Source organism: Acidovorax sp. GW821-FHT10A04 (assembly GCF_059415825.1).
In genome coordinates, this window is the sequence record NZ_JBWKNZ010000001.1 from 754719 (window position 1) to 768681 (window position 13963).

The following is a 13963-nucleotide window of genomic DNA, read 5'->3' on the forward strand; positions in this document are numbered from 1 at the left end:
ATCTCCCCTGCCGCAGGGCGGCACCCCCATGCCACTGGACTTTCTGACACTGATGGCGGTGATGGCCGCCAACCTGTTCATGATCTCGGCCGCCCTGCCGCTGATCATGGGCCCTGGCGTGAGCCCGGCGGCCCGCCATGTGCAGGCCAGCATGCTGCTGCAGGCCACGGCCTGGGCCGCCATCATCGCAGCGGGATCATGGTGGGACCAGGCCCTGTCCACCGTGTCGGTGGCCTGCAACGCGCTGGCGCAGTGGATGCTGTACCGCGCCCTGCGCGAATGGCTGGGCGAGCGCCCCTTGAAGTCCTTGCTGCTGGTGCTGGTGGTGATCACCCCGCTGGGCTATGCGCTCGCGTTTGAAAACTATGCCTGGCGCGTGGGCTGGGCCAACCTGCTGATGGCGGCCATCCTGCTCATCGTGGCGCGCGCCACGCTCTACCCGGCGCACTATGCCGACCCGCGCTGGCGGCGCCTGCTGATGGCCTGCCTGGTCACATCGGCCGCCTTCACGCTGGCGCGTGGCCTGCTGGGCGCCTTCACGGACCAGTACCCCAGCTTTCGCACCCCCCACCCGGTCAACCTGGCCGCCGCCGTGGCCACCAACGTGAGCCTGGTGCTGGGTACCGTGGCGGTGCTGGTGGCCTGGCGCTCCGAGGCCGAGCAGAAGCTGCGCGCGCTAGCCATGACGGACGGGCTCACCGGCGTGCTCAACCGGCGCGGCTTCACCAAGCAGGCCGAGAACATGCTTTCCCACGCCTGGCGCCACCACCTGCCGCTGACGGCGCTGGTGCTGGACCTGGACTACTTCAAGCAGATCAACGACACCCACGGCCATGAGACCGGCGACCGCGCCCTGAAACTCTTCGCCCGTCTGCTGGAGGAAACCTGCCGCACCGGTGACCTCGTCGGGCGCCTGGGGGGCGAGGAGTTCGGCGTGCTGCTGCTGCACAACAGCGCGCCCGCGGGCATCGCCTTCGACCGCCGCCTGCGCACGCGCCTGCAGGATGCCAGTGCCGCCGAACTGGGCTTCACGCTCGACTACAGCGCCGGCATGGCCGTGCTGCTGCCCGCCGAAACCCGCTTGCCCGACCTGATGGCGCGGGCCGATGCCGCGCTCTACCTGGCCAAGGCCCAGGGAAGAGGCCGCATGGTCGAGGCATGAGCGCACCCTGGAATCCAGGTATCGCACACAATCGGTGCATGACGGATCTATTCGAAGTGCGCGATCTGCGCAAAAGCTATGGCGAGACCACGGTGGTCAACGACGTCTCGTTCGCCATCGCCCCCGGCGAATGCCTGGGCGTGATCGGCCCCAACGGGGCGGGCAAGACCACCACCATCCGCATGTGCCTGGGCCTGACCAACCCCGACAGCGGCAGCGTGCGCTTCTTCCCCACCGCAGGCGCGGCCCCCCTGCACATGCCGCACGATGCCCTGGCCATCAAGGCGCAGATCGGGGTGGTGACGCAGTTCGACACGCTGGACCCGGATTTCACCTGCTACGAGAACCTGCGCGTGTTCGGCCGCTACTTCGGCATCAAGGGCCCGGCCATGGACGAGCGCGTGCCCCGGCTGCTGGAGTTCGCTGCCCTCACGCACAAGGCCAACGCCAAGCCGGGTGAATTGTCGGGCGGCATGAAGCGGCGCCTGAGCCTGGCGCGCGCACTGGTCAACGACCCGCGCCTCTTGCTGCTGGACGAACCGACCACGGGCCTCGACCCCCAGGCCCGCCACCTGATGTGGGAACGCCTGCAACTGCTGCTGCAGCAGGGCAAGTCCATCCTCCTGACCACCCACTTCATGGACGAGGCCGAACGCCTGTGCTCGCGCCTGCTGGTGCTCGACCACGGCAGGAAGATCGCCGAAGGCCGCCCGCGTGAACTCATCGCCCAGCACCTGGAGCCCGACGTGGTGGAGGTCTTCGGCGTGGGCGCGGTGGCCCTGGCCGAGGACGCCACGTTGCGCACCCTGGCGGCGCGCGTGGAGGTCAGCGGCGAAACCGTGTTCTTCTACACCCAGAATGCCCAGCCGCTGCTGCACGCGCTGGGCGCGCACCCGCACCTGCGCACCCTGCACCGGCCGGCGAACCTGGAAGACCTGTTCCTCAAGCTCACAGGGCGCCAGATCCGCGAGGACGGTTGAGCTAGTTTTCCCCGTTGCATGAGGTGCTGCACATCGGAGAAAACTGGCGCGGCTAAGGCCAGTGCCCCCGTGCAAGGGCCGCCCCGCTGCACCGGGGGCGTCCCCCTCCCGCATTGCGCAGCAATGCGAGAGAGGGGTGAAGGCGCGAAGCGACTCAGGGGGTGTTCACTTTCCGTGGCTCGACTTTGCTGGCGGCGAGCTTGGCGTTGTCGCGCGCGGTGTGCACGTCGGCCGCACGTGCCAGGGCCACGCCCATGCGGCGCTTGGTGAAGCTCTCGGGCTTGCCGAAGAGGCGCAGGTCGGTGTCCGGCACACGCAGGGCGTCCTCCACGCCATCGAAGACGATGCCCACCGCGTCCACACCGCCATAGATCACGGCACTGGCGCCGGGGTTGCGCAGGCTGGTGTCCACCGGCAGGCCCAGGATGGCGCGGGCGTGCAGTTCGAACTCGCTCTGGTTCTGGGTGCACAGGGTCACCAGGCCGGTATCGTGCGGGCGTGGGCTCACTTCGCTGAACCAGACGTCCTGGCCCTTGACGAACAATTCCACCCCGAACAGGCCCTGGCCGCCCAGGTTGTCGGTCACGGCCTTGGCGATCTGGCGCGACTTTTCGAGCGCCACCGGGTGCATGGGGTGGGGCTGCCAGCTTTCGACATAGTCACCGCTCACCTGCACGTGGCCGATGGGGTCGCAGAAGTGGGTCTCGATCTGGCCGTCGGCGCCCACGGCACGCACGGTGAGCTGGGTGATTTCGTAGTCGAAGTCGATGAAGCCCTCGACGATCACGCGGCCATGGCTCACGCGGCCACCGGCCATGGCGTAGTCCCAGGCGGTCTTCACGTCATCCGGGCCGTCGATCTTGCTCTGGCCCTTGCCCGAGCTGCTCATCACCGGCTTGACGATGCAGGGGTAGCCGATGCCGGCGTCGATGGCAACCTGCAGCTCTTCGAGCGAGTTGCAGAATTGGTAAGGGCTGGTGGGCAGGGCCAGGGTTTCGGCGGCCAGCACGCGGATGCCTTCGCGGTCCATGGTCAGGCGCGCGGCGCGGGCGGTGGGGATCACGCGCACGGTGCCGGCGGCTTCCAGCTCTTCGAGCATGGGGGTGGCGATGGCTTCGATCTCGGGCACCACCAGGTGGGGGCGCTCGGCCTCGATCAGCGCCTTGAGCTGGGCCGGGTCGCTCATGGTGATGGTGCGGCGGTGGTGGGCCACCTGCTGGCCCGGGGCGTTGTCGTAACGGTCGACCGCGATTGTCTCCACGCCCAGGCGCTGCAGCGCGATCAGCACCTCCTTGCCGAGCTCGCCCGAGCCCAGCAGCATGACTTTGGTGGCATGGGGGGACAGGGGGGTTCCGAAGGTGGTCATGGCGGTGCTTTCGACAGAAGGTAGAAGGGGATGGGGCGATGCGGGCCGGCCCGTGGGTGCCAACTTTAATGCACCCGGAGGCGGCCCGCGTGGCGCAGAACTTGCAATACCGGGGACATGACCGTCCCGCCCTCCCCCGGCAACCCGCGCAGCCAGCCCGACTGGCACGCGCAGGAGCTGCTGCTGATGCGCGAGGTGATGCGCCTGATCGGCCGCAGCCTGGCACCCGGGCTGGTGCTGCGCGAAATGCTGCACCTGATGAGCGAGCTGCTGGGCCTGAACCGCGGGCGCATCGTGCTGGTGGACGCCACCGGGGCCGGCGCGCCGCGCACGGCATCCATCCAGCATGCCTATGGCCTGACCCAGGCCGAGGTGCAGCGCGGGCGCTATGCCTGGGGCGAAGGCATCACCGGGCGGGTACTGGCCTCGGGCCAGCCGGCCATCGTGCAGGACATCGATGCCGAGCCCCTGTTCCTGGCCCGCGCCGTGGAACGCAGCCAGCTGCCGCCCGAGACAGTCGCCTTCATCGCCCTGCCCATCGAGCTCAACCATGCGCCGATCGGCGTGCTGGCCTGCCACCGCATCCGCAGCCGCCAGCGCCACCTCAACGACGACCTGGCCGTGCTGCGCGTGCTGGCCACGCTGGTAGGGCAGCTGCTGCAGCTCGAAGCCCTGGTGGCCGAGCAGACGCGCCAGCTGGAGGCGCGCAACGCCGTGCTGGCCAATGCACTCAACACCAAGAGCGCGCGCTACGGGCTGATCGGCAACTCGCCGCCGTTGCTGCAGGCGCTGGGTGAACTCGAGCGCGTCTCGCAGACCCAGGCCACGGTGCTGCTGCTGGGCGAGTCGGGCACGGGCAAGGAGCTGTTCGCGCGTGCCGTGCACCTGGCCAGCGGCCGGCGCGACCGGCCCTTCATCAAGGTCAACTGTTCGGCGATTCCCGATGCGCTGTTCGAGTCCGAGCTGTTCGGCTACGAGCGCGGCGCCTTCACCGGTGCCAGCACGGCGCGCGCGGGCTGGTTCGAGCAGGCCGACGGCGGCAGCATCTTCCTCGACGAGATCGGCGAACTGCCGCTGGCCATGCAGTCCAAGCTCCTGCGCACCCTGCAGGAGGGCACGTTGGTGCGCCTGGGCGGCCAGCGCGAGGTGAAGGTCAATGTGCGCCTGGTGGCGGCCACCAACCGCGAGCTGGCGCGCGAAGTGGAGGCCGGGCAGTTCCGCCAGGACCTGTACTACCGGCTCAACGTGATCCCGATCCGCCTGCCCTCGCTGGCCGAGCGGCGCGAAGACGTGCGCGCATTGGCGCTGCACTTCGTGAGCCGCGCCAACCAGGCCCACCAGCGCAACGTCAACCTGGCGGTGGACGCCCTGGCGCGGCTGGAGGCCCAGCCCTGGCCCGGCAACATCCGCGAGCTGGGCAACGTGATCGAGCGGCTGGTGCTGCTGGCCGAAGGCACGCTGGTGACCGGCGCGGAGCTGGACCGCTTCCTGCCCGGCACCACTGTGACAGCAGCCATGCCCGCGCCAGCGGCGCCGCCACGCCCGCCCGGCGAGCCTCCCCTGGTGCGCGACTACGTCCCGGCCCATTCCCACACCGCACAGGCCTTGCAGGCCGCCCTGGCCGAGCACCACGGTAACCAGTCGCGCGCCGCCCAGGGCCTGGGGCTCACCCTGCGCCAGTTCAGCTACCGGCTGCGCAAGGCCGGCCTGCGCTAAGCCTGCGGCGGCCCCGCACTGTGTCGACAATTTGTCGACACAGTGTTCAGTGGGGGTGAAACATCCTGAGTGCAGGACCCCGAGAATCGGTATTTTGCTATCTATTAAATAGCATCAAAACAAGCACTCAAAGTCTTCCTGGAAGATCGTCACGCCAATCGGGGCTGCTGGCACGGCTGTTGCGGTAAGGGACGCAGGCCATCCTGCCCACCACCGCCTCGAAAGGTTTCCCATGAGCACCGATTCCGACGCCGTCCTGATCTCGCCCACCCAGCTGCAGGCCCTGCAGGCCGCAGAGCCCGTCGTGCTGATCGACACCCGCGACGCCGACACCTATGCCCTGGGCCATATCCCGGGCGCGGTGAACCTGCGCGAGACCTTCACCTACCTGGCCACCTCCAGCCCCGAGGGGCTGCAGGAGCTCAAGGACACCTTTGCCGCGCACCTGGGGGCCATTGGCCTGTCGGGCGCCGAGACGGCCGTGTTCTACGAAGACGCACTCAACAGCGGCTACGGCCAGTCCTGCCGCGGCTACTACCTGCTGACCTGGCTCGGCTATCCCAGGGTCAAGGTGCTGAACGGCGGCTATTCGGCCTGGAAGGCGGCCGAGCTGCCCGTCTCCACCGAGGCCGTGGTGCCCACGCCCGCCCTCTTCCCGACCAGCCTGGCCACGGCCGACGTGATGCTGACCAAGGACGACGTGGCCGATGCCCTGGGCACGGACACCGTGCTGCTGGATGTGCGCGACGTGGACGAGTGGATCGGCGAGAGCTCCAGCCCCTACGGCCGCGACTTCGCGCCGCGCAAGGGACGCCTGCCGGGCGCCAAGTGGGTGGAGTGGTACCGCTTCATGAAGCCCTCGCCCCAGGGCCCGGTCTTCAAGTCGCCCGACGAGGTGCGCGCCGAATGCGCCACCGCTGGCATCGCGCCGAGCGACACGGTGTACCTCTACTGCTTCAAGGGCGCACGCGCGTCCAACACCTTCCTGGCGCTCAAGCAGGCCGGCTTTGCCGATGTGCGCATGTACTTCGGCTCCTGGAACGAGTGGTCGCGCGACGACAAGCTGCCCATCGAGAGCGGCCTGCCCCTGCTGCGCACGGCCAGGAAGCCGGCCCTGGCCCTGGCGGCCTGACCACCGGCCGGTGCAGCTGCACCGGCTCTCCCCCCTTCGGTTCTTTCATTCATCACGCCTCCAAGGAAAACCATGTCCACCGACCTGCTGGAACCCACCCCCCCCGTCACCACCATCCACACCGCGCTGCGCCCCATCGACCGTGACGGCCTCATGGCCTTTGCCGAGAAGGGCCGCAACAACCCCGCCAGCCGTGGCACCAACAAGGTCCACACGGTGATGGAAGGCCAGTACCGCTCGCTGAGCACGGTGGGCAAGCACACACCGGTGGTGGTGGACGAGCCGTTGCACCTGTTCGGCCAGGACACGGCACCCGCCCCTGGCGAGATCGTGCTCTCGGGCCTGGGCGGCTGCCTGGCCGTGGGCATCACCGCCGTGGCCACCTGGAAGCAGGTCAAGCTGAGCAAGATCGAGGTCTTCATGGAAGGCGACATCGGCAACCCAGCCGCCTGGGGCGCCGGCGGCGCACTGCAGAAGCTGCCGCCCGAGATGGGCTTCCAGGCGATCCGGGTGAAGGTGCTGATCGAAGGCGATGCGCCGCGCGAGGTGCTCGACGAGATCGTGCAGCACGCCAATTTCTACTCGCCCGTGGCCAACAGCATGCGCAACCCGATTCCCTTCGAAATCAGCCTGATGGACTGACCCCTCCCCCGCGTCGCCAAGGACACCGCCCCATGAAACCCGTCGACCTCCCTCCCCAACTCCATCTGGAAGGCGCCCTGCAGGGCGACGCCTTGATCGCCGCCGTACGCACCATCGCCCAGGGCCCGCTGGCCGCGCAGGCAGAGGCCATCGACCGCGTGGGCTACTACCCGCGCGCCGAGCTGCAGCAACTGGGTGCCGTGGGCGCCATGGGGGTGCACCTGGACAGCACGGCCGGCCCGGCGGACTATGGCCTGGCCATCCGCGCCATGGCCGAGGTCTCGCGCGTCTGCGGCGCCACCGGCTTCATGCTCTGGTGCCAGGCGGTGTGCGGGCTGTACCTGCAGCAGTCGGGCAACCCGGCCCTGGTGGGCGAGGTGCTGCAGCGCCATGCCAGCGGAGCGGGCCTGGGCGGCACGGCGCTCTCCAACCCCATGAAGAGCTACGCCCAGATCGAAAGCCTGCTGCTCAAGGCCACGCCGGTGGAAGGCGGCTACCTCGTGAACGGCACCCTGCCCTGGGTCAGCAACCTGGGGCCGGACCACTACTGCGGCGCGGTGGCCGCCGTTGCCCAACCCGAGAGCAGTGCACCGCGCGAGCTGATGTTCCTGCTGCGCTGTGATGCCACGGGCGTGGAGATGCGCGAATGCCCGAGCTTTTCGGGCATGGAGGGCACGGGCACCTATGCGCTTCGGCTCAAGGACCACTTCGTCGGGGCGGAGCACACCATCGCCGACCCGACACGCCCGTATATCGCGCGCATCCGCGCGGCCTTCGTCATGCTGCAATGCGGCATGGCCGTGGGCATCACCCAGGGGGCCATCGATTCGATGTGGGCGGTGGAGGCCCAGCTCGGCCACGTGAACCAGTTCCTCGAAGACCGGCCCGATGCGCTGCTGGCCGAGCTCGACGCGCTGACCGCACGCGTGATGCGCCTGGCCGAAACGCCCTTCGATACCCGCACCGAATTCTTCATCGACGTGCTGGACGCACGCGCCCATGGCGCCGAACTGTGCCTGCGTGCCGCCCAGTCGGCCCTGATGCACCAGGGTGCGCGCGGCTACCTCATGAGCTCGGAGGTGCAGCGCCGGGTGCGCGAATCGCACTTCGTGGCCATCGTCACCCCGGCCATCAAGCACCTGCGCAAGGAGATCGCGCGCCTGTCGACCGAGGAGATGCCGGCATGAGCGGCGCCGCCATCACCCATTCCGCGCTGGCCGACGACCCCTGGCTGCAGTACATCTGCCACGCCTGCGGCTACATCTACGACGAGGAACAGGGCGACCCCGATGGCGGCCTGCCGCCCGGCACGCGCTTCGCCGACATTCCCGACGACTGGGCCTGCCCGCTGTGCGGCGTAACCAAGGGCGACTTCGAGCCCTGCCTGGCGCCCAGCATGGAGGCACTGAAAGCCCAGGCGCGCAGCGGCATGGCGGTTGCACCCACCGCTGCACGCCACGCCTGGCCCGGCGTGGTCATCGTCGGCGCAGGCCGTGCCGGCTGGCAGGTGGCCGAGGCGCTGCGGGCGCTGGACGCACAGCGCCCCATCACGTTGGTGACCGACTGCAGCGGCGACCTGTACGACAAGCCCAAGTTGTCCATCGCCATGGCCAGGCACCTGCCCGCCGAGCAACTGGTGCGTGAGACCGGCCCTGCCGCCGCGGCACGCCTTGGCGTGCGCCTGCTGGCGCACACGCATGCCGTGCGCATCGATACATTCCCCAGCACCGCCGGGGGTACGCTGCGCACCACGCGCGGCCCGCTGCGCTACAAGCACCTGGTGCTGGCCCATGGCGCACGCGCCGCCCTGCCCCCCGGGCTGCCGGCCGCGCTGTGCTGGCGCATCAACCACCTGCAGGCCTACCAGCGCCTGCGCGCGGCCCTGGGCCATACGCCGCGCCGCGTGCTCATCGTGGGCGCCGGCCTCATCGGCTGCGAGCTGGCCAACGACCTGGCGCTGGGCGGCCACAGCATCACGCTGCTGGACACCGAAGCCCTGCCGCTGGCGCGCTGCGCGGGCGAGGCCCGCGCCAGCGAGCTGCTGGCGGCATGGGGCCCATTGGCCATCCGCTTTGTTGGCGGCGTGTGCGTGGCCTCGCTCGAGACCCTGGCGGTGCCCAGCCCCGACGGCGCCCTGCAACTGTCCACCACCGATGGCAGGCAATTCACGGCCGACCAGGTGATCGTGGCTGCCGGCTTGCAGACCCCGCCGCGCCTGGCGCACAGTGCCGGTCTGGACTGGGACAATGGCATCGCCGTAACGCCACGGCAGCTGCAGACCAGCGTGCCGGGAATCCACGCCCTGGGCGACTGCATCACCATCGGCGGGCAGGCCAGCCGCTTCATCGAGCCGATTGCGCGGCAGGCACGCACCATCGCGGCAGCGATTGCGGGGGTGGACGACGTGCCTTACGAAACCCGGCAAGCGTCCATCCGGGTCAAGACCAGCTCCTGGCCCATGAGCCTTTGACCGGCAAATCCGGGCAGAGGAAAAGTTTTCAGAAATTTTTTCGCTTCCGTGCATCCAAACGGCGTTCTCGCGGGTAGTACCTGCAGCAGCCCAATTTTTTGTGGCTGCTGCCCGTTCAACCCATTGGAAGAAGAGGAACGCCATGACGACCACCCAAGCAACGATCTCCCGCCCCATCCCCCTCGCCGGCGCCATTGCCGCCGCAGCCCTGCTGACGGCCTGCGGCTCGATGATGGGCTCCGGCAGCGGGCCCATGTTCTCGCAGGACAGCCTGCCCGACACCGTGAAGGTGCCCGGCGGCAACAAGGTCGCCATGGAAACCGTGGGCGTGGGTGAGATCACCTACGAATGCCGCGACAAGGCCAACGCCCCCGGCCAGACCGAGTGGTTCTTCGTCGGCCCCAAGGCGGTGCTCAACGACCGCGGTGGCAAGCAGGTCGGCACCTACTACGGCCCGCCCGCGACCTGGGAGTCGAAGGATGGCTCCAAGCTGACTGCCACCCAGGTCGCCGTGGCCCCGGCCGGTGCCGGCAACATCCCCTACCAGCTGGTCAAGGCCAACCCGGCCATGGGATCGGGCGCCATGGCGGGCGTGACCTACATCCAGCGCGTGGCCTTGAAGGGCGGTGCCGCCCCCGCGGCCGCCTGCAGCGCGGCCAACAAGGGCGAGCGCCAGATCGTGAAGTACCAGGCCGACTACATCTTCTGGAAGGCCGCGTAAGCGCCTCTCCCTGCAGCGTGATGAGCGCAATCCCTTGGACTCCTGGGGATTGCGCGTGGGTGCATGGCCTGGTGGGCTAGGATGCATCCACGCCCTGGGTGCGCGCACTGCGCCGCACGCAGCCATTCGACGACCGTGCCGAGCCCTTCGCAACCCGTGCCTGAAAACCCTGGCGATTTTGACTACGAAGCGGCCCTGGCCGCCTGCGCCGCCGGCGACCGCCAGGCCATGCGCCGGCTGTACGAGCACGAAGGCCCGCGCATGCTGGGCGTGGCGCTGCGCATCGTGCGCCAGCGGGCCCTGGCCGAGGACATCGTGCACGACGCCTGCGTGAACATCTGGAGCCGGGCCACGGGCTACGACGCGGCGCGCGGCAGCGCGCGCGGCTGGATCTACAGCGTGGTACGCCACCTGGCGCTCAACGCCGTGCGCAACGCGCGCCGCCACGTCGACATCGATGAAGAAACCACCCACACCCTGGAGGCCGACATGTCCGTGCAGGCCTTCCATGATGCCGCCAGCAGCTTCGAGCTGAACACCAGCCTGGGCCGCCTGCAGCACTGCCTGGAGGCGCTGGAGCCAGCGCGCCGCAACTGCGTGCTGCACGCCTACGTGGAAGGCTGCTCGCACGGTGAGATCGCAGAGCGCCTGGGCGCGCCGCTGGGCACCGTGAAGGCCTGGATCCGGCGCAGCCTGAGCTCGCTGCGGGAGTGCATGGCATGAGCACGCCCTTCCCCGCAGACCCGCACGACGACCTGCAGGTGCTGGCCGGCGAGTACGTGCTGGGCACGCTGCCGGCCGCCGAGCGCCTGGCCGTGTCACAGCGCCTGGCCACCGAACCTGCATTGCAGCAGGCGGTGAACGACTGGGAGGAACGGCTGCTGCCGCTGACCCAGCTGGCCGAGCCCGTGCCGCTGCCCATGCACCTGGCTGCGCGCATCGAGGCATCGCTGCAGGGCACGCGCCAGCAGGCCGGGGCGCCGACCGCGCCCGCGGCAATGCCCGCGCGCAGCAGCTCCGGGGGCTGGTGGAACCACCTGGGCCTGTGGCGCGCGCTCGCAGGCTCCGGATTCGCCATGGCGGCCGTGCTGGCCGCGGTGCTGGTCACGCGCACCGCACCGGTGGCAGCGCCACCGAAATTCATGGTGGTGCTGGTGGCGCCGCAGGACAAGGCGCCCGGCTGGGTGGTGCAGGCCAGCTCAACCCGGCAGATCAGCCTGATCCCGCTGGGCGTGGCCGAGGTGCCGGCCGACAAGGCGCTCGAGTTCTGGACCAAGGCCGACGACTGGAATGGCCCCGTCTCGCTGGGCCTGGTCCAACCCGGCCAGCCGCTGCAGATTCAGCTCGACAAGCTGCCGCCGCTGCAGCCCAACCAGCTCTTCGAGCTGACCCTGGAGCCGCCCACGGGCTCGCCCATCGGCAAGCCCACGGGGCCCATCCAGTTCATCGGCCGGGCGGTCCAGGTGCTCTGACCCTGCCCCGCGCACTGCCGGGGCTCAGTACTGCTTGTAGGGCAGGAACTTGCCCGAGAGGACCACATTCACGCGGTCGCCCTTGGGGTCGGCCTGGCGCTGGATGTCCATGCTGAAGTCGATGGCGCTCATGATGCCGTCGCCGAACTCCTCGTGGATCAGTTCCTTGATGGTCGTGCCGTAGACGCTCACGATCTCGTACCAGCGGTAGATCAGCGGGTCGGTGGGCACGGGCGTGGGCAGCGAGCCCTTGTAGGGCACGACCTGCAGCCACTTCTGCTCTTCGGCCGTGAGGCTGAAGATCTTGCCCAGCACCTTCGCCTGCTCGGGCGATGCGGTCATCTGGCCCAGGCACAGGGCGGTGGTCCATTCCTTGGATTGACCGACCTTCTTGGCTATGGCATCCCATTGCAGGCCTTTCGAGACCTTGGTGCTGATGATCTTTTCGGTGACGTCATTGCGGTTCATGTTGGCTCCTTTGGGTTGGGACGTTGGAACAGGGGGCAGAAATCCAGGGCATGGCACTCCCCGGCCGCCCGTGCAGGCGGCCCGACAGGGCGGTCCCTGGCAGGGGATCAGTGGGCCTTGGCCCGGGTCACCAGGAAGTCCACGATGTGGTTGCGCAGCGCGTAGTAGCCATCCAGGTGGTGCAGGCTGCTGCGTGTGCGTTCGCGCGGCAGCGGGTTCACCACCACCTCGGCGATGCCGCCGGCGCGGTAGCCCGCGGGCGACTCGTTGCCGTTGCTCATGAGCAGGATGCGGTCGGCCAGCAGGATGGCCTCGTCCACGTCGTGGGTGATCATGAACACCGTCTGCTGCGTCTGGCGCACGATGGCCATCAGCTCGTCCTGGATGGTGCCGCGCGTGAGCGCGTCGAGCGCGCCGAAGGGCTCGTCGAGCAGCAGCATCTTGGGCTGGATGGAGAAGGCGCGCGCAATGCCCACGCGCTGCTTCATGCCGCCCGACAGCTGCGAGGGCTTCTTGTCGATGGCCGGCGACAGGCCCACCAGGGCAACGAACTTCTCCACATGCGCATCGACCTGGGGCCTCTTCCAGTCGGGCCAGCGCGACTTGACCGCGAAGGCGATGTTCTGGCGCACCGTGAGCCAGGGCATGAGCGCATGGCTCTGGAACACCACGCCCCGGTCCAGGCTGGGGCCGGCCACCTCGCGCCCGTCCATGATGACGGTGCCCGACGTGGCCGTGTCCAGGCCCGCCAGCACGTTGAGGATGGTGGTCTTGCCGCAGCCCGAGTGGCCGATGATGCAGACGAACTCGCCCTTGTCGAGCGTGAACGACACGTCGGCGAACACCGGCTTGGCCGGCACGTAGGCCTTGCTCAGCCGGTCGATCTGGAGGAAGCCTTGGGTCACGGAAGAGGCCTTTCGTTGCGGTGCGTCAGGGGCGGATGCAGCGGGGCGCTGGGCGACGTCACTCCACATAGGTCACCACCTTCTGCAGCTGGCCGAAGGCCAGGTCCAGGAGCATGCCGACCACGCCGATTACCAGGATGGCGAAGATCACGTTGGTCAGCGACAGGTTGTTCCACTCGTTCCAGACGAAGTAGCCGATTCCTGTGCCGCCCACCAGCATCTCGGCGGCCACGATCACCAGCCAGGCGATGCCCATGCTGATGCGCATGCCCGTGAGGATGGTCGGCGCCGCGGCCGGCAGGATCACCAGGAAGGCCTTGCGCAGCGGGTTGACCTGCAGCGTGGCCGAGACGTTGAGCCATTCGCGCTTGACCGAGGCCACGCCGAAAGCCGTGTTCACCAGCATGGGCCAGACCGAGCAGATGAAGATCACGAAGATGCCCGAGATCGACGAGTCCTTGATGGTGTAGAGCGCCAGCGGCATCCACGCCAGCGGGCTGATGGGCTTGAGCACCTGGATGAACGGGTCGAAGGCGCGGCGCAGCAGCGGCGACATGCCGATGATGAAGCCCAGCGGTATCGCCACCAGGCAGGCCAGGCCGAAGCCCAGCGCCACGCGGCCCAGCGAATGCGCCAGCTGGATGGCGATGCCCTTGTCGTTGGGCCCGTTGTCGTAGAACGGGTTGGAGACATGGCCCCACACCGTGGCACCCATCTCGCCAAGCGAGGGAAAGCCGCTGCTCTTGGTGGCGGCGCCCGGGTCCTTGCCCATCATCCTGGCGTATTCGATCTGCTCCGCCGTCATGCCGGCCGTGCTGTTGGCCGGGCCAGACGAGGCCGTGGCCGCGTACCAGATGCCCAGCACCGCCAGGAAGATCAGCACGGACAGCAGGCCCGCGCGCAGGTTGAGACTCTTGGACGGGGACATC

Annotated in this window: 14 protein-coding genes; 10 read left to right on the forward strand and 4 right to left on the reverse strand. The window is 68.8% G+C overall.

The features are described 5' to 3' along the window. The first annotated feature begins 28 nt into the window (after nt 1-28). Together AC07PF_RS03440 and AC07PF_RS03445 are read left to right on the forward strand one after the other, a co-directional pair. Entirely contained in the window at nt 29-1162 is a 1134-nt protein-coding gene (locus tag AC07PF_RS03440; protein ID WP_494610899.1) for a GGDEF domain-containing protein, read from the forward strand. A 38-nt stretch (nt 1163-1200) separates the two neighbouring features. Then, nucleotides 1201-2142, forward strand: a complete 942-nt coding sequence (locus tag AC07PF_RS03445; RefSeq protein WP_494610900.1) for an ATP-binding cassette domain-containing protein — start codon at nt 1201-1203, stop codon at nt 2140-2142. 154 nt (nt 2143-2296) lie between these two features. Here AC07PF_RS03445 and purT read toward each other — a convergent pair whose 3' ends face one another. Next, nucleotides 2297-3508, reverse strand: coding sequence for a formate-dependent phosphoribosylglycinamide formyltransferase (gene purT, locus AC07PF_RS03450; RefSeq protein ID WP_494610901.1), 1212 nt, complete (start codon nt 3506-3508; stop codon nt 2297-2299). A gap of 117 nt (nt 3509-3625) precedes the next feature. On the opposite strand from purT, the gene AC07PF_RS03455 reads away from it, so the two are divergent. The 8 genes from AC07PF_RS03455 (at nt 3626) to AC07PF_RS03490 (ending at nt 11661) form a co-directional block, all read left to right on the forward strand. Beyond that, the gene (locus AC07PF_RS03455) at nt 3626-5224 is read left to right on the forward strand and encodes a sigma-54 interaction domain-containing protein (protein WP_494610902.1); all 1599 of its coding nucleotides are present in this window, start codon (nt 3626-3628) and stop codon (nt 5222-5224) included. A gap of 232 nt (nt 5225-5456) precedes the next feature. Continuing rightward, complete coding sequence (locus tag AC07PF_RS03460; RefSeq protein WP_494610903.1) at nt 5457-6356, forward strand: sulfurtransferase; 900 nt, start codon at nt 5457-5459, stop codon at nt 6354-6356. Between the two features lie 72 nt (nt 6357-6428). After that, complete coding sequence (locus AC07PF_RS03465) at nt 6429-6998, forward strand: OsmC family protein (protein WP_007860992.1); 570 nt, start codon at nt 6429-6431, stop codon at nt 6996-6998. Between the two features lie 32 nt (nt 6999-7030). After that, nucleotides 7031-8185, forward strand: coding sequence for an acyl-CoA dehydrogenase family protein (locus tag AC07PF_RS03470; protein WP_494610904.1), 1155 nt, complete (start codon nt 7031-7033; stop codon nt 8183-8185). After that, entirely contained in the window at nt 8182-9468 is a 1287-nt protein-coding gene (locus AC07PF_RS03475; RefSeq protein WP_494610905.1) for an FAD-dependent oxidoreductase, read from the forward strand. The genes AC07PF_RS03470 and AC07PF_RS03475 overlap by 4 nt, the downstream gene beginning before the upstream one ends. Before the next feature lie 142 nt (nt 9469-9610). Then, entirely contained in the window at nt 9611-10189 is a 579-nt protein-coding gene (locus AC07PF_RS03480) for a DUF3455 domain-containing protein (protein ID WP_494610906.1), read from the forward strand. 156 nt (nt 10190-10345) lie between these two features. Next, the gene (locus AC07PF_RS03485; RefSeq protein ID WP_494610907.1) at nt 10346-10912 is read left to right on the forward strand and encodes a sigma-70 family RNA polymerase sigma factor; all 567 of its coding nucleotides are present in this window, start codon (nt 10346-10348) and stop codon (nt 10910-10912) included. Beyond that, complete coding sequence (locus AC07PF_RS03490) at nt 10909-11661, forward strand: anti-sigma factor (RefSeq protein WP_007861001.1); 753 nt, start codon at nt 10909-10911, stop codon at nt 11659-11661. The genes AC07PF_RS03485 and AC07PF_RS03490 overlap by 4 nt, the downstream gene beginning before the upstream one ends. A 24-nt stretch (nt 11662-11685) precedes the next feature. Here AC07PF_RS03490 and cynS read toward each other — a convergent pair whose 3' ends face one another. The 3 genes from cynS to ntrB form a co-directional block, all read right to left on the reverse strand. Further along, entirely contained in the window at nt 11686-12129 is a 444-nt protein-coding gene (gene cynS, locus AC07PF_RS03495) for a cyanase (protein WP_007861003.1), read from the reverse strand. Between the two features lie 107 nt (nt 12130-12236). Next, a complete protein-coding gene (locus AC07PF_RS03500) occupies nt 12237-13103 on the reverse strand; it encodes an ABC transporter ATP-binding protein (RefSeq protein ID WP_494610908.1) in 867 nt (288 codons plus the stop codon). After that, nucleotides 13093-13962, reverse strand: a complete 870-nt coding sequence (gene ntrB, locus AC07PF_RS03505) for a nitrate ABC transporter permease (RefSeq protein WP_007861007.1) — start codon at nt 13960-13962, stop codon at nt 13093-13095. Before ntrB ends, AC07PF_RS03500 begins: the two co-directional genes overlap by 11 nt. Between the last annotated feature and the right edge of the window lies 1 nt (nt 13963).